We start from the raw sequence: 24,966 nt of genomic DNA, 5'->3' as shown, positions 1-24,966 counted from the left end.
TGCCGGTGGTCGGCGAACATGCCCCGCTGGCGGCATGTACCGGGCACTTATCGGGCGGCGCACGGCCCAATGCACAGGTCCACTGGAACAGGAGTCCACGCATGCGCGTTTTCCTCTGCCTGGCCGTGAGCCTGCTGATGCTGGCAGGCACCCAGGCCAATGCCCAGAACTACCAGCCATCCACGCCCCGCCAACCCGCCGCCGGTTCGCCCGGCACCGCGACGCCGCAACCCTATTCGCAACCGGTGCCGCGCAACGTGCCGAAGGCCGCACCGGGCTCGGCGCCGCTGCTCAATCCCGGCACCGGTAGCGACACTAATCCCGGAACGCGCTCCTACACGCCGCGCGACAACCGCACCCCGCGCGACAGCGATTTGCCGCTGCTGCAGGAGCAGCGCGAACGCAACAGCCAGGGGCTGGGTGACGAGCGCCGCGAGGCGCAATGATCAGAGCTGGTGCTCGACCAGTTGGCCATCGACCATGCGCAGGCGCTTGGACATGGCCACGGCGATGGCGCGGATGACATTGGCCGCCGACTTGGGCGCTTCGCTCAGCATCTTGTCCAAGGATTCCTTGCTGAGGACCAGCAGGGTGCAATCGCTGACCGCGATGCAGCTGGCCGAACGGCGTTCGCCATCCAGCACCGCCATCTCCCCGAAGGCGCGGCCCTTGCGCAGCTTGGCGATCTCCACCACCTCGCCGCTGGAGTGGGTCTTGCGCACCGACACCGCGCCGAAATGGATGATGCACATGAAGGTGCCGGCATCGCCTTCGCTGCAGATCACCGCGTCGGGCTCGTACTTGGCGATGCTGAAATAGCCCGCCGCGCTGAGCACTTCGCTGGCATGCAGGGTGTTGAACAGCCCGCAGTCGAGCAGCATGTCGCGGATTTCGTCGATCAGGTAGGAAATGTCAGGCATGGCGCTCTACTGCAGGGAGGAACGGCGGAGGTGGCTGCGACGGTATCCGGCGGCAGCGGCCTTGCCAACTGCCGCTCGCCGGAAGTTGTGACGCGCCGCCAACTGCGTCACGCGATTTTCAGCACCTTGAACAGGAAGGCGTACTCCAGGGCCACGTCCTTGAGCGCCTGGTAGCGTCCGCTCATGCCGCCGTGCCCGGCACCGAGGTCGGTTTTCAGCAGCAACAGTGCGTCGCCCTGGCGGGTGGCACGCAGCCGCGCCACCCACTTGGCCGCCTCCCAGTACTGCACGCGGCTGTCGTTGTAGCCGGCCACCACCAGCATCGGCGGGTAGACCTGGGCACTGACATTCTCGTAGGGCGCATAACCCTGGATGCGGGCGAACACCTCGGCCTCGTTGGGATCGCCCCATTCGTCGTACTCGGTGACGGTCAGCGGCAGGTCTGGGTTCTGCATGGTGTTGAGCACGTCGACGAAGGGCACTTCGGCAATCGCCGCGCCGAACAGGTCCGCGCGCTGGTTGAGCACCGCACCGATCAGCAGGCCCCCGGCACTGCCGCCGCTGATGGCGAGCTGGGCCGAGGTGGTGTAGCCGCCGGCGATCAGGTGCTCGGCACAGGCGATGAAGTCACCGAAGCTGTTCTGTTTGTGCGCCAGCTTGCCGGCGCGGTACCAGGCTTCGCCCAGTTCGCCGCCGCCGCGCACGTGGGCGATGGCGAAGACGAAACCGCGGTCGAGCAGGCTGAGCCGGGCATGGGAGAACCAGGGGTCGAGGCTTTCGCCATAGGCGCCGTAGCCGTAGAGGTACAGCGGCGCCGGCGTGCCCAGGCAGTCGCGTCTGGCCACCAGGCTGATCGGCACCTGGGTACCGTCGCTGGCGGTGGCCCACAGGCGCTGGCTGACGTAGGCATCGGCATCGAACACGCCTTCCACCGGGGTTTCCTTGAGCACCTGCTGCGCGCCGTCGGCCAGGGTCAGCTGGCGCACCTGGGCCGGGCGGTTGAGGGCTTCGTAACGCAGGCGGATCACCGGGCTGGCGAACTCCAGGGTGTCCTGCACGTACAGGCTGTAGGCCGCGTCGGGCAGCTGCACGCGGTAAGCGGCCTGGCCGTGGGGCTGCACCTCGATCACCGGCAAGCCGCCTTCGCGCAGGCTCAGCACCAGGGCGCTGGCCGTGAGGCTGATGCCTTCGAGCATCACCTGCGGGTCATGGGGGCGGCGCAGTTGCCAGTGCGCGCGGGTCGGCTGGGCTTCGCTGGCCTGGTAGAGGGCGAAGTTGATGCCGCTCTGGTTGCTGCGGATCAGCCAGGCCCAGCCCTCGGCCAGGCGGCCGTGGTCGACGTAGTACTCGTGGCCTTCTTCGCGGGGCGCCAGGCAGGTGAAGGCGGCTTCCGGCGTGCTGGCGTCCAGCACCCAGGCTTCGCTGGTGGTCTTGCTGCCCAGGGACAGGACCAGCTGGCGCTCGGAGCTGGCGCGGTAGCAGTGCAGGAAGAAACGCCCGTCGGTTTCGTGGAACACCAGCTGCGCATCGGTGCTGCCCAGGCGGTGGCGGTACAGCTTGTGCGGGCGGTGGGTGTCGTCCAGTTCGCCGAAGAACAGGGTCTGGCTGTCGTTGGCCCAGGTCATGCTGCCGTCGCAGTCGTCGAAGGGCAGGGCGTCGAGGCTGTCGTCGTCCAGATCCTTGACGAACAGGCGGTAGATTTCGTCGCCGCTGGTGTCCAGGCTGTAGGCCAGGCGCCGGTGGTCGGGGCTGATGCTGAAGGCCCCGAGGGACAGGAAGCCGCCATTGGCCAGGGCGTTGGGGTCGAGCAGCAGTTGCTCCGCCGCTTCGTCCACCTGCAGCGAGCCGTCGGCCGGAAGTGGGCAGCGGTAGTGCCGGGGGTACTCATCGCCGGCCACGGTGCGCTGGTAATACAGGTACGGGCCCCAGGGCGTGGGCAGCGACAGGTCGGTCTCGCGGATGCGCCCCTTGATCTCCTGGAACAGCGCCTCGCGCAGCGCCTGCTGATCGCTCAGGGCCTCGTCCAGGTAGGCGTTCTCGGCCTTCAGGTAGTCGAGCACCTCCTCGGCGTCGCGGTTCTCCAGCCAGCGGTAGGGATCGTGGCCAGGCTCGGTACGGGCGATGGGGGCGAACGGCATGCGGAACTCCAGATTGGGCAACGGGCGACGGCAGGGGCGCCGGACCGGTGAAAAGCCGTTATCATAAGCCCCACTTCGTCCGCCCCGCCATGTGTCAGGGACCCCGCGTTTTATGATCGAGAGCGACTATTTACTTGCCTGGAGCGCCTACGCCGTCGCGGCGCTGGGCTGTCTGCTGGTGTGGTTCCGCATGACTGGCTGGATGTGGCGCTACCTGCGCGAGCCGCTGCGGGTGCTGGTGGCGGTGCTGCTGTTCAGCCCGACCATCATCGATCCGGTCAAGGAGCTGTTCGCCCCGTCCATCGCCATCGCCGCGCTGGACATGCTGTTCAGCGTTGGCAACAACGCCCTGCGTGCGGTGGCCGACCTGGCCCTGTTCGGGGTCATCGCCTTCGGTCTGTACCTGGTGTTCGTGGCCGTCCGCTGGCCGATCGAGCGCTGGTGGAAAGGCCGCCAGGAGCCGGCAGCCGAGGTGGACGACGAGCGTTCGCCGACCCTGCGCGAGCTGATGCGCCGCGAAGACGAAGAACACGAGCGCGACCGCTACGCCCCGCGCTCGTCGCGCAACCTGCGGGTCGAACCGCGCCTCTGAATACTCGCCCGCCGCGCCATCGGGGTGCGGCGGGTGCTTGCACGGATTCCTCCAGACGTTCAGCATTGGCCTTCGCGCAAAGGAGGGCTTATGGACTGTGTGTTCTGTGCGATCGCCGGCAACCGCGCGCCGGCTCACCGCCTCTACGAAGACGAGCACTTCATCGTGCTGCTGGATATTTTTCCGCTGCGTCCGGCCCATGTGCTGATCGTCAGCCGCGAGCACGCCCCCTTTCTCAAGGACCTGTCCGTTGCCGCCCGTGACCGCCTGCTGGCGCTGAGCGAGCGGGTGGCCGCGGCCCTGCGCGCCAGCGGGCACGGGCACGACGGGATCAACCTGATGATCAACGACGGCCCGGCGTCCAACCAGCACGTGCCCCATCTGCACCTGCACCTGATTCCCCGCCAGCCCGGTGACCTGCCGTCCCTGGTCTGGCGGATCTTCACGCGTTTCCTGCCCCTGGGGCGGGCGCGCATCGAGTCGCGCCTGCTGGCGCATGCCGAACGCCTGCGTTCGGCGCTGAACGAGTCTGATCGACATGTGTGAATTGCTCGGCATGAGTGCCAACGTCCCCACGGACATCGTGTTCAGCTTCACCGGGCTGATGCAGCGCGGCGGCCGCACCGGGCCGCACCGCGACGGCTGGGGCATCGGTTTCTATGAAGGGCGCGGTCTGCGTCTGTTCCAGGACCCCCGGGCGAGCAGCGAGTCGGAGGTGGCGCAGCTGGTGCAGCGCTACCCGATCAAGAGCGAAGTGGTGATCGGCCACATCCGCCAGGCCAACGTCGGCCGCGTGTGCCTGGCCAACACCCACCCGTTCGTGCGCGAGCTGTGGGGCCGCAACTGGTGTTTCGCGCACAACGGGCAACTGGCGGACTTCCACCCGGAGCCGGGGTTCTACCGGCCGGTGGGCGATACCGACAGCGAGGCGGCGTTCTGCGAGTTGCTCAACCGCCTGCGCACCGCGTTCCCCGAGCCGGTGCCGGTGGAAACCCTGCTGCCCGTGGTGGTGGAGGCCTGCGCCGCATTCCGCCAGCAGGGCGTGTTCAACTGCCTGCTGAGCGATGGCGACTGGCTGTTCAGCTTCTGTTCCACCAAGCTGGCACACATCACCCGCCGGGCGCCGTTCGGGCCGGCGCAGTTGAAGGACGCCGACATGCGCGTGGACTTCCAGGCCGAGACCACGCCCAACGACGTGGTCACGGTGCTGGTGACCGATCCGCTGACCGACAACGAGCAGTGGGACCTCTACCAACCCGGTGAATGGCGTTTGTGGCGCGGCGGCGAATGCGTCGCCCAGGGCCAGGTGGCCTGACGGCAGCCTGGCTGGACGGCCCGCTGCAGAACGGGTCGCTTTCGATAATCGGATTCAGGGGACAGACCCTTCATGTTCAAGAGTTATCTGCGTTTGGCGCTGTTCGCCCTGGGGCTGCTGGTCGGCGTCCAGGTGCCAGGGTTCATCGACGATTACACCAAGCGGGTCGAGGCGCACCGCCTGGAGTCCGAGCAGAGCCTGAGCGGCTTCCGCGACACCGCCCGGCGCTTCTTCAAGGGCGACCTGGACGCCCTGGTGGCCCATTACCAGGCCAGCAAGGACGAGGTGATGCGCAGCGACGCCCAGAGCATTGCGCTGCTGGTCGACCGCGCGGCCTTCCTGGAGCGTGAATCGAAGGCCATGCAGGGGCCGTGGTACGGCCAGCTCTGGCACCTGTCGACCGCCGCCGACATGGACCTGGTGGAGGAGACCTTCGCGGCCTACCGCTACCAGGTGCTGCTGGCACCGGAGGCGATCGCCTGGGGCATCGCCTGCGCGCTGTTGCTGGCCTGGGTGGTCGAGCTGCTGCTGTTGGGCGTCGCCACGCTGTTCAGCGGCAGCCAGACCCGGCAGGCACAGGCCCGCCACTGGCGTTAGAAACGCAGCACCAGTTCCGGCCCCAGGTAGGTATTGGCGGTGCTGATGTCGTCGTCACCGAGCAGGCCCACCGCCGCCGCCAGCTGCAGGCGGGCCAGCAGGTAGCGCAGCTTGGCCTCCAGCAGGTCGCGGCGGGCGAGGAACACTTGTTCCTCGGCGTTGAGGATGTCGACGTTGGTGCTGGAGCCGGCGAGGAAGCCCTTCTTCGCCGAATCCTGGGCCCGTTCGCTGGACTCCACCGCCCGCTGCAGCGCCCGGATGCGCGCCTGACCGCTCTGCACCCCGCGAAACTCCCGGGTGGTCGCCGAGAACACTTCCTCACGGGTCGCCTTCAGCTCTTCGTCCGCCTGGTCGCGGCTGGCGATGGCCTGGCGCACCCGGGCACTCACCGCACCGCCTGAGTAGAGTGGCATGTTGAATTCCACCCCGGCCGAGGCGTAGCGGTTCTGCTGGTCGATGGTGGAGATCGAGTCGCTTTCGCTGTCGGTGTAGCCCAGTACCAGGTCCAGGGTGGGCCAGTGCCCGCTCTCGGCCCGGTTGACCTCTTCTTCCGCCGCGCTGTGGCTGTAGGTGCGGGCCCGCAGCGACGGGTTGTTGGCCTGGGCCTGGTTCAACCAGGCCTGCAGGCTGCTGGGTTGCAGGGTCGGGGTGGGGAAGTCCTCGCGCAGCGTGGCCACGTGCCGGGGCTCCTCGCCGAGCATTTCCTGCAGCAGGCGCAGGGCGACCACCAGGTTGTCCTGGGCCTCGATCAGCTCGGCCATCGCCAGGTCGCGGCGCGCCGTGGCCTGGTCGACGTCGGTGACCGTGCCGTCGCCCAGGTCGAAGCGCCGTTGCGAGGCCGACACCTGCTGCTCGAAGGCCTTGAGCTTGGCGTTGGCCAGGTCGATGGTCTCGCGGGTCAGCAATACGTCGAAGTAGCGGCTGGCCAGGCGCACGGCGACGTTCTGGGTCTTGGCGTCGAACACCGCCGCGCTGTAGTCGGCGCGGTGCTTGCCCTGGCGGTACTCGGCCATGCGCTGGCGGTTGAACAGCGGCTGGCGCAACTGCAGGTTGAGGTTCTGCGAGTCGTAGTCCAGGTCGTTTTCCACCGAATTGCCCAGCAGGTTGTCCTGCTCCTGGGTGCCGTCGACCCGGCTCTTGCTGGCGCTGGCGTTCAGCTGCGGCAGCAGGCCGGCTCGGCCCAGTGCGCGGTTCTCCAGGCCGGCATCGCGTTCGTGCACGGCGGCGCGGTAGGTCGGTCCCTGCATCTGCATGATCGACCAGGCGTCCTGCAGGTCCAGTGCGAATACAGCCTGGCTGGCAAAGGCGGCCAGGCACAACAGCGGCATGCGGGTGACCATTTCATTGCTCCTTGAAGGCGCCGTCGACACGTTCGAGCATGGGTTTCATCAGGTAGCTGAGGAGGTTGCGTTCACCGGTCTTGATCGTCACGGTGGCGGGCATGCCCGCGCGAATCCGACTGCTGCCGAGTTTTTCCATGCCCGCCGGGGTGACTTCGACCTGGGCGAGGTAATAGGGCTGTTTGTTGGTTTCATCGATCAGCCGGTCCGCCGAGACGGTCATCACGCGGCCGGGGATGTTGGGGGTCTGGGCGTGGTTGAAGGCGGGGAAGGTGATGTCCACCGGCAGACCGGGCGCCAGCTTGTCGATGGCCTGCACCGGCACCATGGCGTCCACCTGCAGCGGCTCGTTGGCCGGCACCACGTCCATGATTTCCGACCCGGCCTGGATCACCCCGCCGATGGTCGAGACGTTGAGGCCCAGGATCACCCCGTCGATGGGCGAGCGGATCACCGTGTTGGCCACTTCGTAGTCCAGGGCGCGCAGGCGGTCGGCCAGGGCCGTGGCTTCCTTCTGGGTGTCGGTGAGTTGTGATTGCACCTCCTTCTGGTGGTCCTGTTCGAGCTGCAGGATGCGCAGCTTGAGTTCGGCGATCTGGTTGCGGGTGCGGCCGATGTCCGCGATGTTCTGCGCCATGGAGGCGCTCATCTCGGCGGCGTTGCGCTCCAGTTCGAGCATGCGGTTGCGCGTTACGTAGCCCTCGGCCGCCAGGCTGCGCACGCCGCCCAGCTCCTGGTTGAGCAGTTTGATCTGCGCGCTGCGGGCGCCCTGGATCTGGCGCAGGCCCTTGAGCTGCTCCTCGGCGCCGAGGATGTTCTCGCGCAGGATCCCGGCCTCGCCGAACAGCGCCGCCCGGCGCGTGTTGAACAGCCGCTGCTGCAGGTTGATGGCCGACTCCAGGCGCGGGTCGCCTTCGAATTGCGCCAGCAGCTGCGGGTCGAAGTGCACCTCGGTGCTGCCGTCGCGCTCGGCCTGCAGGCGGTTCTCCACGGTGCGCACCACGATGTACTGGGCGCTGACCACGCCCTGTTCGGCGATGGCCCGGGTGGAATCCAGCTCGACCAGCGCCTGGTCGCGTTTCACCAGGTCGCCTTCGCGGACCAGGATGGCGCGCACCGAGCCACCGGTCAGGTGCTGGATGGTCTTGCGGTTGTCGGTCACGTTGACCGTGGCGTTGGCCACCACGCCGGCGTCCAGCGGGGCCAGGCTGGCCCACAGCAGGAAGCCGCCGAAACCGGCCACCACCAGCCACACGCCCCAGCGCCCGGGGCGGCGGTCGTCGAGGTCGAGGGTGGTGTCCTGTTCACCGGGGTAGGGGATCAGGCTCTTGCGTTCGAATTCGAGGTTCGACATGACGCATCACTCCTTGGTCTTCACCGAGGCCAGGGTCGGGCCACCGGGGCCGATCACGCTGGCCTGGCGCAGGGCGGCGAAGACTTCGTCGCGGTTGCCAAACATCTGCACGCTGCCTTCGCGCAGCAGCAGCACCTTGTCCACCATGTTCAGCACGGTCGGCCGGTGGGAAATCAGCACCAGGGTCTTGCCGCGCCGCTTGAGGTCGAGCAGGGCCTGGACCAGGGCGGCCTCGCCGACGTCGTCGAGGCTGGCGTTGGGCTCGTCGAGGATCACCAGCGACGGGTCGCCGTACAGCGCCCGGGCCAGGCCGATGCGCTGCTTCTGGCCGCCGGACAGCGAGCCGCCATCGACCCCCAGGTGGGTGTCATAGCCCTGGGGCAGGCGCAGGATCATTTCGTGCACGCCGGCCTGTTTGGCCGCGAGGATCACCGCCTCGCCATCGATCTCGGCGAAACGCGCGATGTTCTCGGCGATGCTGCCTTCGAACAGCTCCACGTCCTGGGGCAGGTAGCCGAGCCAGGGGCCGAGCTCTTCCTTGTTCCACTGGAACAGCTCGGCGCCGTCCAGGCGCACCTTGCCGGCCTGGGTCGGCCAGATACCCACCAGCAGGCGTGCCAGGGTGGATTTGCCGGACGCCGACGGGCCGATCACGCCCAGGGCTTCGCCGGGGGCCAGGTTGAAGGTGATGCCGCGCAGGATGCCGTTGGCCGAGCCCGGGGCATTGGCGAAGGCGGATTCCACCGAGAGCATGCCCACCGGCTTGGGCAGCGGCATGGACGGCCGGTGCGCCGGAAAGTCGGCGAGCAGGGTGTTGAGCCGGTCCCAGGCGCTGCGGCTGGCCAGCAGCTGCTTCCAGGCGCCGATCACCTGTTCCACCGGGCCCAGGGCACGGCCGGAGAGGATCGAGCTGGCGATCATCATGCCGGCGGTGATTTCACCCTTGATCGCCAGCAACGCGCCGGCACCGAGGATCAGCGACTGCAGGGTGATGCGCACGAAGCGGGTGGCGCCGTTGATGTAGGCCGCGCGGTCGGAGGCCAGCGTCTGCATCTCGAGGATGCGCATGTGGCTGCCGAACCAGCGCTTGCGGATCGCCGGCAGCATGCCCATGGCCTCGATCACCTCGGCGTTGCGCAGGTTGTTGTTGGCGAAGCTGCCGGAGGCCAGGGACGCCTGGTTGGCTTCGGCCAGCGGCTTGCGGGTGCTGATCTCCGTCAGGTAGCCCAGGCCCACCAGCAGCGCCGAGCCGATCAGGGTGATGAGGCCGAGCAGGGGGTGCACCAGGTAGATCACCAGCAGGTAGATCGGCGTCCACGGCGCATCGAAAAAGGCGAAGAGCCCGTTTCCGGTGAGAAATTGACGCACCTGGGACAGGTCCTGCAGGGCCTGCGCCGGATTTCCGCCGGAGCGCCGCAGGTTGCGTTCGAATGCGGCGTTGAAGATGCGCTTGTTGAGCATCATGTCCAGGCGGTTGCCCACCCGGATCAGCACACTGGAGCGCACCACCTCGAGCAGGGCCATCAGCACGTAGAGGCCGATGACCAGTACGGTCAGCATCAGCAGGGTGGTGACGTTGCTGCTCACCAGCGCCCGGTCGTACACCTGCAGCATGTACACCGCCGGGGTGAGCATCAGCACGTTGATCACGCCGCTGAACGCGGCAAGCACATAGAAGGTACGGCGTAGGCGAAACAGGACCTCGGTCAGTTCGGAGCGAGGGGACGGCAACATGTCCATATAGAACCTCCAGTACTGCTGGGGTGCACCGAGAGCCGGTGTCGATTCTCTGGCGTTTTCTTGTGTGTGCGGAGCATGGCCGCCCGAACGGGCGTTTAGAGGGGGCTCGCCACCTAGGTATAGATGGCGGTTTTAGGCAGTGAAAGGCAGGGATTAGACCGTTTTTGAATTATTAACTGATCTTTATTCTCTTTTTCTGACAGCTACTTAGCGTTTCAAAGAGAAATTAATGGTCAGACCGACGGTATCTTGACAAGGCGGAGGGCCGGGACTTTAGTCTAATCGTGTGAAAACCCCGATGAGGCATGCGGTGCAGGAGAGGGTGCCGCGGCGTGTGTCGGGTGAGAACGCGAAGAGAAGAATCATGAGCACAACATCGCGACAGCGCAGCCGTATCAGTGCTTCACCGCTAGGGCACTTTTTCGCTCCTCAGTTCCACGGGCCACCCCAGGCCTGATCTCCAACCGGTGTCGTTACCCGGTGCTGAAGGGAAACAGCCAGACGCCATAGCACCGCCGATCGTGATCGCGGCGGGACGGGCAGGGTTTGCCCGGTTTCCCTGATTTTCATTTTTGTCATGCGACGCCAGGCCGCGCTCAGGCGAGGTACGTCTGCACGGGGCAGGTTGTTTTCGCGTTTTTGTCTATACGCATCGAGGACACCGCATCATGGCCAATTTCATCAAATCCGATCTGGAATTCATTCTTCAGCAGATCTTCATCGCCGAGGCCCACGCCGCCGGCACCCCGCTCACCGACCTGTTGCCCAATTCCGAAGTGCCGTTCGGCCTGCGCACGGTGGACGGCAGCTACAACAACCTAGTGGATGGCCGCTCGCTCTACGGCGCGGCGGACCAGCCGTTCCCGACGGTGACCGGCCAGCATTTTCTCAATGACCAGGATGGCGACAGCTTCGACACCAATGGCCCCGGCCCCGGCGGGCTGCTGACCAATACCAACTACGCCTCCACCAGCAACGTGGTGGACGCCGACCCGCGGATCATCTCCAACCTGATCGTCGACCAGACCATCACCAACCCGGCCGCCGTGCAGGCCTACGTGGACGCCGGCCTCGGCACCCTCGACGAGAACGGCGTGCTGCTGGGCCTGGACGGTGTGCCGATTCCCGCCGGGCAGCCGCTGTTCATCCCCAACACCGCGCCGGACGAAGGGCTGTCTGCCGGCTTCAACACCTGGTTCACCTTCTTCGGGCAGTTCTTCGACCATGGCCTGGACCTGGTGGGCAAGGGCGGCAACGGCACCATCTTCATCCCGCTGCAGCCGGACGACCCGCTGTACAACGCGGCGTCGCCGCAGACCAACTTCATGGTCCTGACCCGCGCCACCAACACCGCGGTAAGCGCCGGGGATGACGGGGTACTGGGCACCGCCGATGACGTGCACATGCACGTCAACTCCACCACGCCGTTCGTCGACCAGAACCAGACCTACAGCTCCCATGCCTCGCACCAGGTGTTCCTGCGCGCCTACGAGCTGGATGCCAATGGCCATCCGGTGGCCACCGGCAAGCTGCTGACCAACCGCGACATCGGGCCGGACGGCGTGTTCGGCACGGACGACGACGTGGAAATCGGCGGCATGGCCACCTGGGGCGTGCTCAAGGCCCAGGCCCGGGACATCCTGGGTATCGAACTGGACGATTTCGACGTGGGCCGTGTGCCGCTGCTGGCCACCGACGAATACGGCAACTTCCTGCTTGGCGACAACGGCTTCCCGCAACTGGTCACCGCCGATGGCCTGGTGGAGGGCAACCCGGCGGCGCCGGTGGATGCCACCAGCGCCCTGGCCACCGGCCACGGCTTCCTGGATGACATCGCCCACTCGGCCAACCCGTTCAGCAGCCAGACCGGCGCGGCGCTCACCGCCGACGGCGACACGGACATCGGTGGCGTGCAGCCGGCGGGCACCTTCGACAACGAACTGCTGGATGCGCACTACATCGCCGGTGACGGACGGGTCAACGAGAACATCGCCCTGACCGCCGTGCACCACGTGTTCCACTCCGAACACAACCGCCTGGTCGAACACACCAAGGCCGTGGTGCTGGAGTCCGCCGCCACCGACCTGGCCTTCCTCAACCAGTGGTTGCTGGCGCCGGTGACCGAAGTCCCGGCCGACCTGTCGACCCTGCAGTGGAACGGCGAACGGCTGTTCCAGGCCGCCAAGTTCGGCACCGAAATGCAGTACCAGCACCTGGTGTTCGAGGAGTTCGCGCGCAAGGTGCAGCCGCAGGTGGACGCCTTCCTGGCGCCGGACGGCTACGACACCACCATCAACCCGGCGATCATGGCCGAGTTCGCCCACACCGTGTACCGCTTCGGCCACTCGATGCTGACCGAGACCGTGGACCGCCTCGACCCGGATTTCGTCTCCAGCGAGATGGGCCTGATCGAAGCCTTCCTCAACCCACTGGCCTTCGCCGCCAGCGGCCCGGATGCCGACACCGCCGCCGGCGCCATCGTGCGTGGTACCACCCGGCAACTGGGCAACGAGGTCGACGAATTCGTCACCGAGGCCCTGCGCAACGAACTGCTCGGCCTGCCGCTGGACCTGGCGGCGATCAACATCGCCCGCGGCCGCGACACCGGCGTGCCCTCGCTGAACGCCGCCCGTGCCGAGTTCTACGCCATGACCGGCGACAGCCAGCTCAAGCCGTACACCAGCTGGCTCGACCTGATGCAGAACCTCAAGCACCCGGCGTCCCTGGTCAACTTCATCGCCGCCTACGGCATTCATGCCAGCCTCACCGGCGACCTGACCGCCAAGCGGGCAGCGGCTGCCGACCTGGTGTTCGGCGGCGGCGCGGTGTCCGACGTGGACCGCATGGCCTTCCTCAACGGCCCGGCGGCCGCCACCGGGGTCAACAACATCGACTTCTGGGTCGGTGGCCTGGCCGAGCGGCAGATGCCGTTCGGCGGGCTGCTCGGCTCGACCTTCAACTTCGTCTTCGAGACCCAGCTGGAGGCGCTGCAGAACGGCGACCGCTTCTACTACCTGGCGCGCCTGGCCGGCATGAACTTCCTGACCGAGATGGAGAACAACTCGTTCGCCAAGCTGGTCATGCAGAACACCGATGCCTTCCACCTGCCGGCGGACATCTTCTCGACCCCGGGGCTGATCCTCGAAGTCGACCAGAACCGCCAGTACAACGGCGAGCTGGGCAGCGCCGACCCGCTGGGCGACAACCCCTTGCAGGCGCTGGTGATCCGCGACGACCCCGGCACCCCGGCCGCGGAAAGCAACTACCTGCGCTACACCGGCGACGAGCACGTAGTGCTCGGTGGCACCAGTGGCAACGACACCCTGATCGCCAGCATCGGTGACGACACCCTGTGGGGCGACGGCGGCGACGACCGCCTGGAAGGCGGCGACGGCAATGACACCATCGAAGGCGGTGCCGGCGACGACATCATCACCGACTGGGGCGGCGACGACACCCTCAAGGGCGGTGATGGCAACGACGTGATCCACGGCGGCAACGGCGCCAACCTGATCCTCGGCGGCGCCGGCAGTGACTTCATCATCACCGGCGAGGACGTCTCGGAAACCTTCGCCGGCCCCGGCAACGACTTCATCCTCGGGGCCAAGGGCAACCTGCAGACCGCCGGCAACGAAGGCGACGACTGGATCGAGATCGGCACCCAAGACGGTGCGCCCGGCGACAACTTCGACACCTTCGCCACCGACCGCATCGATGGCCATGACGTGTTCGTCGGCGGTGGCGGCTTCGACGAGTTCATCGGCGAGGGCGGCGACGACATCTTCGTCGGCTCCGACGGCGAGGACCACTACGACGGCATGTCCGGGTTCGACTGGGTGACCTACAAGGCCGACCGTTTCGGCGTGACCTCGGACATGAACGTCGATGATTTCTTCGAACCACCGGTGGCGCCGTCCAGCGCCGGCATTCTCGACCGTTTCGCCGAAGTCGAAGGCCTGTCCGGCTCGACCCACGCCGACGTGCTGCGCGGCGATGACGCCGATGCCGAGCTGATCGCCAGCGCCGGGGCCAAGGGCAGCGTGCTGACCGCCGAAGGCATCGCCCGCATCGCCGGCCTGCAGCAGTTCCTCAACCAGGCCCTGGGGGGCAACGTCACCTCGTTCGGTGCCGGCAACATCATCCTCGGCGGTGGCGGCAGCGACATCCTCGAAGGGCGGGGCGGCGACGACCTGATCGACGGCGACCGCATGCTCAACGTGCGCGTCTCGGTCACCGGGCACCCGACCATCACCAGCGTCAACAGCATCGCCGAGCTGGTGCCCTACATGCTGTCCGGGGAGATCAAGCCGCAGCAGCTGAGCATCGTGCGGGAAGTCATCACCGGGTCGGCGGCCTACGACACGGCGATCTATTCCGACGTGCGCGACAACTACACCATCCAGACCAATGGCGCCGGCGTGACCACGGTCACCCACCTCAACGGCGGGGCCGATGGCATCGATCGCCTGATCAACGTCGAGCGCCTGCAGTTCGCCGACGAAGCGGTGGTGCTGGTGGGTGGCAACAGCGGCCCGGTCGGGCAACTGGTGATCAGCGGCGATGCCGAGATCGGCAGCCTGCTGACCGCCTCGATCGCTGGCGTCACCGATGCCGACAACGTCGGCGGCGTGATCACCGGGCCGGTGGCCTACACCTGGCAGGTCGAGCGCGTGGCCGGCAGCGGCATCTTCGAGGACATCGTCACCGAAGGCGGCGACAAGCCGGCCTCGGCCGTGGGCAACAGCCTGCGCGTCACCGCCGACCTGGACGGCCTGGCCCTGCGCGTGCGGGCGATCTACAAGGACGCCGACGGCACCCTGGAAAACGTCTTCTCGCAACCGACCGACACGGTGACCGGCGACATCACGCCACCGGCACCGACCGCCCCGCTGCCCGAAGAAACCCTGGTGGCCAGCCCCGGCATCCACCTGATCCGCGCCGACCTGCAGTTCATCCTCGACCAGATCATCATCGCCGAGCGGCATTCGGCCGGTGAAAGCCTGTATGACCTGGTGCCCAACGCCCGCCTGGCCTATGGCCTGCGCACCGTGGACGGCTCCTACAACAACCTGGAACAGGGCCAGCACCTGTATGGCGCGGCCGACCAGCCGTTCCCGCTGCTGCTCGACCAGGTGTTCCGCAACGAGCAGGACGAAACGCCGTTCTTCGGCGTGAGCAACACCAACTACGCGGCCACCGGTCCTGGCGGCAACGTGGTGGACTCCGATCCGCGGGTCATCTCCAACCTAGTGGTGGACCAAACCCGGGGCAACCCGGTGGCCGTGGCCGCCTTCGTCGACGCCGGCCTGGGCATCCTGGCCGACGGCACCCAGCTCGACCCAGAGGGCGAGGCGTTCCCCATCGGCACGCTGCTCGACCTGGACGGCAACGAGATTCCCGCCGGGCAACCGCTGTTCATCCCCAACACCGCACCGGACGAAGGGCTGTCCGCCGGCTTCAACTCCTGGTTCACCCTGTTCGGGCAGTTCTTCGACCACGGCCTGGACCTGGTCAACAAGGGCGGCAACGGCACGGTGTTCGTGCCGCTGGCCAATGACGACCCGCTGGTGATGGGCGCCGACGGCATCTTCGGCACCGCCGACGACCTGGCGGCCAGCCAGCGCTTCATGCTGCTGACCCGCGCCACCAACGTGGCGGTGCAGGCCGGTGACGACGGCGTCTTCGGCACCGCGGACGACGTGCACCTGCACAACAACCAGACCACGCCGTTCGTGGATCAGAACCAGACCTACACCTCGCACTCCTCGCACCAGGTGTTCCTGCGCGAGTACGCCCTGGACGAGAACGGCCACCCGGTGGCCACCGGGCGCCTGCTCAACGGCGCCGACGGCGGCCTGCCGACCTGGGCGGACGTCAAGCAGCAGGCCCGGGAAATGCTCGGTATCCAGCTGGACGACCTGGACGTGCTCAACCTGCCGCTGGTGGCGGCCGATGCCTACGGCAAGTTCATCCCGCACCCGGTGACTGGCTTCGCGCAGATCATCACCCAGGCCAACGGCCTGCAGTCGGGCACCCCGGCGGCGCCGATCGACGCCTCCCTGGCCGGGCGCAGCGGGCATGCATTCCTCGATGACATCGCCCACAGCGCCAACCCGCGCAGCAGCCAGACCGGGCAACCGCTGGTAGCCGACGCCGATAACGTGATCGGCGGCGTGCAGCCGGCGGGCACCTACGACAACGAGCTGCTCGACGCGCACTTCATCACCGGCGATGGCCGCGGCAACGAGAACATCGGCCTGACCGCCGTGCACCATGTGTTCCACTCCGAGCACAACCGCATGGTGCAGCACACCAAGGACGTGGTGCTGGCCTCCAACGACGTCAGCTTCATCAACCAGTGGCTGCTCAGCCCGGTGACTTCGCTGCCGGACACCCCGGCGGAAATCGCTGCCCTGGACTGGAACGGCGAGCGGCTGTTCCAGGCGGCGCGGTTCTCCACCGAGATGCAGTACCAGCACCTGGTGTTCGAGGAGTTCGCGCGCAAGGTGCAGCCGCAGGTGGACGTGTTCTTCAACGCCACCCAGGTGTACGACACCGAGATCAACCCGGCCATCGTCGCCGAGTTCGCCCACGTCGTGTACCGCTTCGGCCACTCGATGCTGACCGAGACCGTGGACCGCTTCGACCCGAACTTCGTCTCCAGCGAAATGGGCCTGATCGACGCCTTCCTCAACCCGCTTGCGTTCAACCGGCTGAGTGATGGCAACGGCGGTTTCGTCACCGTCAGCGCCGAAGACGCCGCCGGTGCCATCGTGCGTGGCATGACCCGGCAGCTGGGCAACGAGATCGACGAGTTCGTCACCGAGGCGCTGCGCAACAACCTGCTCGGCCTGCCCCTGGACCTGGCGGCGATCAATCTGGTGCGCGGGCGCGACACCGGTATCCCGTCGCTGAATGCGGCCCGCCAGGAGTTCTACAACGCCACCGGCGACAGCCAGCTCAAGCCGTACAGCAGCTGGGTGGACTTCGCCGTCAACCTCAAGCACCAGATGTCGGTGGTCAACTTCATCGCCGCCTACGGCACCCACAGCGAACTGCTGGCTGCCGACGTCAACACCCTGGCCGAGAAGCGTGCAGTAGCTATGGCCCTGGTGTTCGGCGGTACGGCCGTGATCAACGAGGGCACCGCCCAGCAGCGGGTGTTCGATGCCGACGCGGTGGGCGTCAACCGCCTGGACTTCCTCAACGGTCCGGCGGCCACCACCGGGGTCAATGACATCGACCTGTGGATCGGTGGCCTGGCCGAGCGGCAGATGCCGTTCGGCGGGCTGCTCGGCTCGACCTTCAACTTCGTGTTCGAGAACCAGATGGAGAAACTGCAGGACGGCGACCGCTTCTACTACCTGGAGCGGGTCAACGGCCTGAACTTCCTCACGGAGCTGGAGAACAACTCGTTCGCCAAGCTGATCATGGCCAACACCAATGCCACCCACCTGCCGGGCGACGTGTTCTCGACCCCGGGCTTCACCCTGGAGGTCAACCAGCTGTTGCAGTTCACCGGGCTGGGCGTGGATGGTCGCGCCGATCCGACGGGGGACAACCCGGTGTTGCCGCTGGTGATCCGCGACAACCCGGCCACCCCGGGCGCGGACAGCAACTACCTGCGCTACACCGGTGACGAGCACGTGGTGCTGGGCGGGACCGCCGGCAACGACATCCTGATCTCGAGCATCGGCGACGACACGCTCTACGGCGACGGCGGCAACGACCGCATCGAGGGTGGCGACGGCAACGACCTGATCCGCGGCGGTGCCGGCGACGACATCCTCACGGACATAGGCGGTGACGACAACATCCAGGGCGACGATGGCAACGACGTGATCCACGGCGGCAACGGCCTCAACCTGATCCTGGGCGGCTACGGCAACGACTTCATCGTCTCCGGCCTGGATTCCTCCGAGATCTTCGGCGGTGGCGGCAACGACTACCTGCTCGGGCACCGCGCCAACGAGGCGGTATTCGGTGGCGAGGGCGATGACTGGCTGGAACACGGTGGCGTGGACGGTGCGTCCGGCGACAACTTCCACCCGTTCGGCCTGGACACCATCGTCGGCCACGATGTGTTCATCGGTGAGCGTGGCCTGATCGACCGCATGGACGGCGAGGGTGGCGACGACATCATGCTCGGCAATGGCGGCGACGGTGACCGCTACATCGGGATGTCCGGTTTCGACTGGGCGGTGTTCCGCGATGACCCGTTCGGGGCCAACGTCGACTTCACCCTGCGGGCCTTCGACGAGGCGCCGATCCCGGCCTCGAATGCCTCGGTGCTGGCGCGCTTCGAAGCTGTGGAAGGGCTGTCCGGCTCGCACCACAGCGACATCCTGCGCGGCGACGACGCCGATGCCGCCGGTATCGCCACGGCTGGCGCCACCGGCAGCGTGCTGACCCACATCGACCTGATCGATGGCCTGCAGGAGTTCCTCGACACGTTCCTCGGGGCCGGGCAGACCAGCTTCGGCGCGGGCAACATCATCCTTGGCGGCAACGGCAGCGACATCATCGAAGGGCGGGGCGGCGACGACCTGATCGACGGCGATGCCTGGCTCAACGTGCGCATCAGCGTACGCGCCAACCTCGACGGCACCGGCGCGGAACTGCGCTCGGTGACCAGCATGAGCCAACTGATCCCGGACATGATGTCCGGCGCGATCAACCCGGGGCAGCTGGTGATCGTCCGCGAGATCCTCAACGCGGCGCCTGACCCGCTGAACATGGGCCATTCGTTCGACACCGCGGTGTATGCCGGCCTGGCCGCCAACTACGAGGTGATCGAGAACTTCGACGGCACCTACACCGTGGTCGACCTCGGGCCGGACGGCCTGGGCGGTGGCGAGGATGGCACCGACCGCATCACCAACATCGAGCGCATCCAGTTCAACGACCAGGTGCTGGTGCTGGTGGACGGGCTGAACGCCGAAACCGAGGGTGCGCTGCGGATCAGCGACGGTTCGCCGGCCGTGGGCCAGGTGCTGACGGTGTCCGCCGACCTGGTGCGTGACGCCGACAACATCAGCGCCACCAACGTCAACGGCGCGCTCGCCGGCCCGGTCAGCTACTACTGGCAGGTCGACCTGGAGGGCGATGGCACCTTCGAGGACATCGTCACCGAGATCGTCGGCGGCGAGGCGGCCCGGGCCACCGGCCCGAGCTTCACCGTCACCGCCGACCTCGCCGGGCTGGCCCTGCGGGTCAAGGGCATCTACCAGGACGCCCACGGCGTGCTGGAAACGGTGTTCTCCGCACCGACCACCGCGGTGGTGGTCGGTGGCGACCCGAACGACCTGCCGGTGGGCAGCGTGGCGATCAGCAACAGCACGCCGTTCACCGGTCAGCAGCTGTCGGTCAACAACGCCTTCACCGATGCCGATGGCCTGGTCGGGGTGCAGTTCGCCTACCAGTGGCAGTCGGGCAGCGCCGGCAACTTCGTCAACATCGCCGGCGCCACGGGGGCGACCTTCACTGCGCCGCAGTCCCTGGCCGGGCAGCAACTGCGGGTGATCGTCAGCTACACCGACAACGGCAACACCCTGGAGTACCTGGTCTCGGCGGCCACCGGCGCGCTGCTGCTGGGCATCGTGGGCACCGCCGGCAACGACGTGCTCAACGGCACCCCGGGCAATGACATGCTCGACGGCCTGGGCGGCAACGACATCCTCAACGCGCTGGGTGGCAATGACCTGCTGTACGGCGGCACCGGCGACGATGCGCTCAATGGCGGCGCCGGTGACGACGCGATGTTCGGCGGCACTGGTAATGACACCTACCAGGTCGACAGCGTCGGCGACAGTGTGACCGAAGCCCTGAACGCCGGCACCGACACCGTGCAGACCACCCTGGCCAGCTACACCCTGGGTGCTAACGTGGAGAACCTGACCTTCACCGGCAGCGGCAACTTCAGCGGCACCGGCAATGGCCTGGCCAACGTCATTACCGGCGGAGCCGGCAATGACACGCTGCTGGGCGGAGCGGGCAACGACACCCTCAACGGGCTGGGCGGCAACGACCTGCTCGATGGTGGCGAAGGCAACGACAGCCTGAACGGCGGTACCGGCGACGACACCTACGTGGTCGACAGCGCCAGCGACACCGTCAACGAGGGCACCAACGCCGGCAGCGACCTGGTGCGCACCGCCCTGGGCAGCTACACCCTGGGGGCCAACGTCGAGCACCTGACCTACACCGGCAGCGGCAACTTCGTCGGGGTGGGCAACGGCCTGGACAACGTCATCACCGGCGGCATCGGCAATGACGTGCTCAGCGGCGCGGGCGGCAACGACACTCTCGCGGGCGGCGCCGGCAACGACGTGATGATGGGCGGCACCGGCAACGATACCTACGAGGTGGACGGCAGCGGCGACCTGGTGGTCGAGAGTGCCGGGGAGGGCACCGACCTGGTGCGCACCGCGCTCGGTGCCTACACCCTGGCGAACAACGTCGAGAACCTGACCTACACCGGAACGGGTGATTTTACCGGGGTCGGCAACGCCCTGGCCAACATCCTGGTCGGCGGCATCGGCAACGACAACCTCAACGGGGGCAGCGGCAACGACACCCTGGAAGGCGGCGCCGGTGACGACCTGCTCGACGGTGGTGTGGGCAACGACGCCATGAGCGGCGGAGCCGGCAACGACACCTACGTGGTCAACAGTGTCACCGACACCGTCAGCGAGGGCCTGAACGCCGGCATCGACAGCGTGCAGACCAGCCTGACCAGCTACACCCTGGGCGACAACGTGGAAAACCTGAGCAAGACCGGCGCCGGCAACTTCAGCGGCACCGGCAACGCCCTGGCCAACGTCATCGTCGGTGGCAGTGGCAACGACACCCTGAACGGCCTGGACGGGGATGACACCCTCAGTGGCGGTGCCGGCAACGACACCCTCAATGGCGGGCAGGGGGCCGACGCGATGTTCGGCGGCCTGGGCAACGACAGCTATGTGGTGGACAACGCTGGCGACGTGGTGGTCGAGGAGGCGGATTCCGGCACGGACAGCGTGAGCACCTCGCTGTCGAGTTACAGCCTCAGCGATCACGTGGAAAACCTGACGTTCACCGGGGTCGGCGCCTTCACCGGCGTGGGCAACGCCCAGGCCAACACGATCACCGGTGGCAACGGTGCCGACAGCCTCGACGGCGGCGCAGGCGTGGATCGCCTGGTCGGCGGTGCGGGCAACGACACCTACTACGTCGACCTCGCGGGCGACGTGGTGGTGGAAGCCAGCACCGGCGGCATCGATACGGTGCGCTCGACCAGCGCCAGCTACACCCTGGCCAACAACGTCGAACACCTGATCCACATCGGCAGCAACGCCACGGTGGCCACCGGCAACGGCCTGGACAACCAGATGCAGGGCGGTATCGGCAACGACATCCTCAGCGGTGCCGGCGGCGATGACACCCTGAGTGGCGGCGACGGCAACGACAGCCTGGACGGTGGCGCCGGTGCCGACCTGTTGCAAGGCGGGCTGGGCGACGACGCGCTGAACGGCGGGGCCGGCAACGACACCCTGGAGGGTGGCGACGGCAACGACACGCTGCTGGGTGGTCTGGGCAACGACCGGGTCACCGGCGGGGCCGGCAATGACCAGATGGACGCCAGCCAGGGCAACGACATCTTCGTCTTCGGCCCGGGCTTCGGCAGCGACGTGATCACCGGCTTCGACGCGGTGGCCACGGGCGGTCAGGACCTGCTCAACGTCGGCGCCTACAACCTCACGGTGGCGACCTTCGCCAGCCGCGTGTCGGTGCTCGATGCCGGCAACGACACCGTGGTGTCGATCAACGGTGCCGATGGCGGGAACATCGTGCTGGTCGGGGTGACGGACCACACCTCGGTGACCATCGCCGACTTCCAGCTGGTATGAGGATCAGGGGCAGGGAAGCGGCATGACGACGTAACCGGTGCGGGCGCAGGCCTGCACCGGTCTTTTGCTGGCCCAGGCGGCGCCATGCGCCGGGTCAGTCACCGCGTGGGGAGGCAATTTCATGAATGACAGGATCAGGATCGCCATCGTCGATGACCACCCGCTGCTGCGCCAGGGCGTGGCCACGACCCTGGGCAAGGTCATGGACTTCGAGGTGGTCGAGCAGGGTGGCTCGGCGGACGAGGCGCGGGAGATCGCCGCACGCTGCACGCCCGACGTGCTGCTGATGGACGTCAACATGCCCGGCGACACCTTCGCCGCGGTGAAGGCGATCAGCAAGTCGCAGCCGACGACGCGGATCATGATGCTCACCGTGTCCGAGGCCGAGGACGACGCCTACAGCGCCCTGGAAAACGGCGCCCAGGGCTACGTGCTCAAGGGCGTCAGCGGGCCGGACCTGGTGCAGGCGATCCGCAACGTGGCCAACGGCGAAACCTTCATCACCCCGGCCTTCGCCAGCCGCCTGCTGAGCCACTTCCGCCAGCACGAAAGCGAACGCCGCGGCATCGACCTGACCCACCGCGAGGAACAGATCATCCGCGAAGTGGCCAAGGGCCTGACCAACCGCGAGGTGGCCGACAAGCTCAACCTCAGCGAAAAGACCGTGAAGTACTACATGACCAACGTCATGCAGAAACTCCACGCCCGCAACCGCGTGGAAGCCGTGACCGCCGTGCAGCGCTACTGGGAATCCCAGAAAACCTGGCGCCTGGACATCCAGGCGCCCTGAGTGCGAACAGCGGTTCCTCCGTAGGAGCGGACTTGTCCGCGAGCCCGGCGGTCTGTGCCTCACGGTGTGCTGACGGTTGGACAAAAAAGCTCGCGGGCAATCGGGATGCCGCCCAGCCGCTCCTACAGGGTGGCCCGGTGGTCCAGTGCCGTAGCCTGGGTTGAGCGCAGCGATACCCGGGGCGGGGCTGATGGGTATTGCGGAACTCAGCCAGCGCGGTTAACCATTCCAAGGGCTCGCGGCTAAAGCCCCTCCTACGGGCGTGCATACCCTGTGGGAGGGGCTTCAGCCGCGACGGCCGTTGTCCGATACGGTTAAACAGCGGTTCCTCCGTAGGAGCGGACTTGTCCGCGAGCTCGGCGATTTGTGCCCAACGGCGTGCTGACGGTTGGACGAAAAGCTCGCGGGCAATCGGGATGCCGCCCAGCCGCTCCTACAGGGTGGCCCGGTGGTTCAGTGCCGTAGCCTGGGTTGAGCGCAGCGATACCCGGGGCGGGGCTGATGAGTATCGCGGAACTCAGCCAGCGGGGTTAACCATTCCAAGAGCTCGCGGCTAAAGCCCCTCCCACAGGGCTGTGCATACCTTGTGGGAGGGGCTTCAGCCGCGACGGGCCGGACAATGGCCTAAGCCGGCAGGGTAAAGCTTGCCCTGATACGGGTGCCCTGGCCGGGGGCGGATTCGATGCTGAACAGGCCGCCCAGGGATTCCACCCGGTAGCGCATGCCCACCAGGCCGAGGCGCGAGCGGCCTCGGCCCTGGGCTTGCACCGTGGCGTCGCTGATGCCGTCGCCGTCGTCTTCGATCTGCACCTCCAGGTCTCCGTCACGAAGCGTGGCGCTGACCCGCTGGCGCTTGCCGCCGGCGTGGCGGAAGGCGTTGTTCAGGGCCTCCTGCACCAGGCGGTAGATGCAGATCTTGTAGGGCAGCGGCACCTCCCCAGGCAGCGTGCCCAGCTGCAGCTCGACCTTGCTGTCGGTGCGCTGCTCGTGGCGCTGCACCACCAGCTCCAGCTCTTCACCCAGGCTCAGTTCGTTGATTTCCGGCAGGGCGAGGCCGCGGGACATGTTGCGGATTTCCTGCAGGGTTTCCTGGGCGGCGCTGCGGATGGTTTCCAGCGCGTCGTTGTCGAGGTTGCCGCCGTCCTGGCGGTAGCGGTCGCGCCATTCGCCCAGTTCGTCCAGGCGCAGCAGGATCAGGGTCAGCAGCTGCGCCGGGCCGTCGTGCAGGTCGGCGCCCAGGCGGCGGTGGGTCAGCTCGTTGATGGTGGAGAACTCCTGGGTGGCCAGGGTCACCTTGTGCTGCAGGGCGACGTTCTGCCGGTGCAGCGCGGCCTGTTCCTGCATCTGCCGGCGCAGCGCCACCTGCTGCCGGTCGATGATGCGGTCGCCGCGCCGCACGATGACGAACAGCACCAGCAGCATGGCCATGGTGGCGACCGCGATGACCGCCCAGACCTGCTGGTGAATGCTGCCGATCTCGTGCTCCATTTCGTAGAACTCGCCGATGGCGACGATGCGCCCGCTGCCGAATTCGCGCAGCGGCACGTAGGTCTCGTACAGCGGGATGCCCAGGCTGCGTTCGTAGTCGTGTTCGGCGTGCTCCAGGGGGCTCAGGCGCGTGACGATGCGGCCCTGCATCACCTGGTCGATGGGCTCCTGCGGGTAGTTGCGGTACACCGCCAGCTTGCTGGTGCTGTAGACGTTACTGCCGTCCGGCAGCCAGATCTTCACCGAGACGATGTGCTGGTTGAGCGAGGTATCGGCCATCAGTTTGTCGATGGCCGCGGTGTTGGCCGGCGACAGGCTGCGGGCCTGGGCCAGCTCCTGCACGTACTCGTCGAGGTAGGCCTCCATGTAGATCGCCGCCCCTTCGCCGGCGCTCTGCGCCGCGGCCAGGCGGATCTGCTGGCTGACCCGCAGGCCGACGAAGGCCATGGTCAAACCCATGATCAGCGTGGCGGTGATGAGGAATTGAGTGGAGCGATTGAGGCGGCGCAATTTGCCGGCAAATCGGCGCCAGGGCGTCGCCGCGACCAAGGTCGAATCGGCGCCCTCGACCAACGTCGTTGAATTTGATTGGACCTTCGCATCTGTGCCCATGGATGCCACTCCCGGATGCTGGCGACACGCGCTGGAAAAGGCCCGGACGCGGTATCGCGGTGCCTTTCCAACACGCTAGTCCAGGTTGCGTCGCAGGGTGGTTCTTTCCGTCGCCCTGACACGCTACACGGACTGCTCGCGGCGACGTGCGCGAGTGCAGCAGCTTGATAAGGCCCAGTGAAGGGGCCTTGT

Annotated in this window: 13 protein-coding genes; 7 read left to right on the top strand and 6 right to left on the bottom strand. The window is 67.1% G+C overall.

Going from position 1 to position 24,966, the window contains the following annotated elements; genetic code table 11:
- Positions 1–101: 101 nt before the first annotated feature.
- Positions 102–446 (top strand): hypothetical protein, encoded by a 345-nt coding sequence (locus N5C28_RS09795; RefSeq protein ID WP_279821927.1) that lies wholly within the window; start codon positions 102–104, stop codon positions 444–446.
- Here N5C28_RS09795 and N5C28_RS09790 read toward each other — a convergent pair whose 3' ends face one another.
- Positions 447–920, bottom strand: coding sequence for a cyclic nucleotide-binding domain-containing protein (locus N5C28_RS09790; protein ID WP_279821926.1), 474 nt, complete (start codon positions 918–920; stop codon positions 447–449).
- Positions 921–1,027: 107 nt separating this feature from the next.
- Positions 1,028–3,058, bottom strand: coding sequence for a S9 family peptidase (locus N5C28_RS09785; protein ID WP_279821924.1), 2,031 nt, complete (start codon positions 3,056–3,058; stop codon positions 1,028–1,030).
- 112 nt (positions 3,059–3,170) lie between these two features.
- On the opposite strand from N5C28_RS09785, the gene N5C28_RS09780 reads away from it, so the two are divergent.
- The 4 genes from N5C28_RS09780 to N5C28_RS09765 all read left to right on the top strand — a co-directional run bounded on the left by N5C28_RS09780 (position 3,171) and on the right by N5C28_RS09765 (position 5,562).
- Positions 3,171–3,650 carry an MFS transporter gene (locus N5C28_RS09780; protein ID WP_279821923.1) on the top strand — a complete coding sequence of 160 codons (480 nt, stop codon included), beginning with the start codon at positions 3,171–3,173 and terminating at the stop codon, positions 3,648–3,650.
- A 90-nt stretch (positions 3,651–3,740) separates the two neighbouring features.
- Positions 3,741–4,196 carry an HIT family protein gene (locus N5C28_RS09775; RefSeq protein WP_279821922.1) on the top strand — a complete coding sequence of 152 codons (456 nt, stop codon included), beginning with the start codon at positions 3,741–3,743 and terminating at the stop codon, positions 4,194–4,196.
- Positions 4,189–4,965 (top strand): class II glutamine amidotransferase, encoded by a 777-nt coding sequence (locus tag N5C28_RS09770; RefSeq protein ID WP_279821921.1) that lies wholly within the window; start codon positions 4,189–4,191, stop codon positions 4,963–4,965. Before N5C28_RS09775 ends, N5C28_RS09770 begins: the two co-directional genes overlap by 8 nt.
- Positions 4,966–5,037: 72 nt before the next feature.
- A complete protein-coding gene (locus N5C28_RS09765) occupies positions 5,038–5,562 on the top strand; it encodes a DUF2937 family protein (RefSeq protein ID WP_279821920.1) in 525 nt (174 codons plus the stop codon).
- On the opposite strand, the gene N5C28_RS09760 is transcribed toward N5C28_RS09765, so the two are convergent.
- From N5C28_RS09760 to N5C28_RS09750, 3 genes are read right to left on the bottom strand one after another with little or no spacing between them, the layout of a single operon-like run.
- Positions 5,559–6,902 (bottom strand): TolC family outer membrane protein, encoded by a 1,344-nt coding sequence (locus tag N5C28_RS09760; RefSeq protein WP_279821919.1) that lies wholly within the window; start codon positions 6,900–6,902, stop codon positions 5,559–5,561. The genes N5C28_RS09765 and N5C28_RS09760 overlap by 4 nt on opposite strands.
- Position 6,903: 1 nt before the next feature.
- Positions 6,904–8,256: an HlyD family type I secretion periplasmic adaptor subunit gene (locus N5C28_RS09755; protein WP_279821918.1), complete on the bottom strand. Its 1,353-nt coding sequence runs from the start codon at positions 8,254–8,256 to the stop codon at positions 6,904–6,906.
- Positions 8,257–8,262: 6 nt separating this feature from the next.
- Entirely contained in the window at positions 8,263–9,996 is a 1,734-nt protein-coding gene (locus N5C28_RS09750; RefSeq protein WP_279821917.1) for a type I secretion system permease/ATPase, read from the bottom strand.
- A gap of 668 nt (positions 9,997–10,664) precedes the next feature.
- Between N5C28_RS09750 and N5C28_RS09745 the strand changes: the two genes are divergently transcribed.
- Both N5C28_RS09745 and N5C28_RS09740 read left to right on the top strand, forming a co-directional pair.
- Complete coding sequence (locus N5C28_RS09745) at positions 10,665–21,884, top strand: peroxidase family protein (RefSeq protein ID WP_279821915.1); 11,220 nt, start codon at positions 10,665–10,667, stop codon at positions 21,882–21,884.
- 121 nt (positions 21,885–22,005) lie between these two features.
- Positions 22,006–22,674 carry a response regulator transcription factor gene (locus tag N5C28_RS09740; protein WP_279821914.1) on the top strand — a complete coding sequence of 223 codons (669 nt, stop codon included), beginning with the start codon at positions 22,006–22,008 and terminating at the stop codon, positions 22,672–22,674.
- Between the two features lie 624 nt (positions 22,675–23,298).
- Here the strand turns inward: N5C28_RS09740 and N5C28_RS09735 are convergent.
- Complete coding sequence (locus tag N5C28_RS09735; RefSeq protein WP_279821913.1) at positions 23,299–24,774, bottom strand: ATP-binding protein; 1,476 nt, start codon at positions 24,772–24,774, stop codon at positions 23,299–23,301.
- Between the last annotated feature and the right edge of the window lie 192 nt (positions 24,775–24,966).

It is taken from the genome of Pseudomonas sp. GD03944, from assembly GCF_029839275.1.
Lineage (GTDB): Bacteria > Pseudomonadota > Gammaproteobacteria > Pseudomonadales > Pseudomonadaceae > Aquipseudomonas.
The sequence above is the reverse complement of the archived record's forward strand: the minus strand, read 5'-3'. Positions and strand labels throughout refer to the sequence as shown.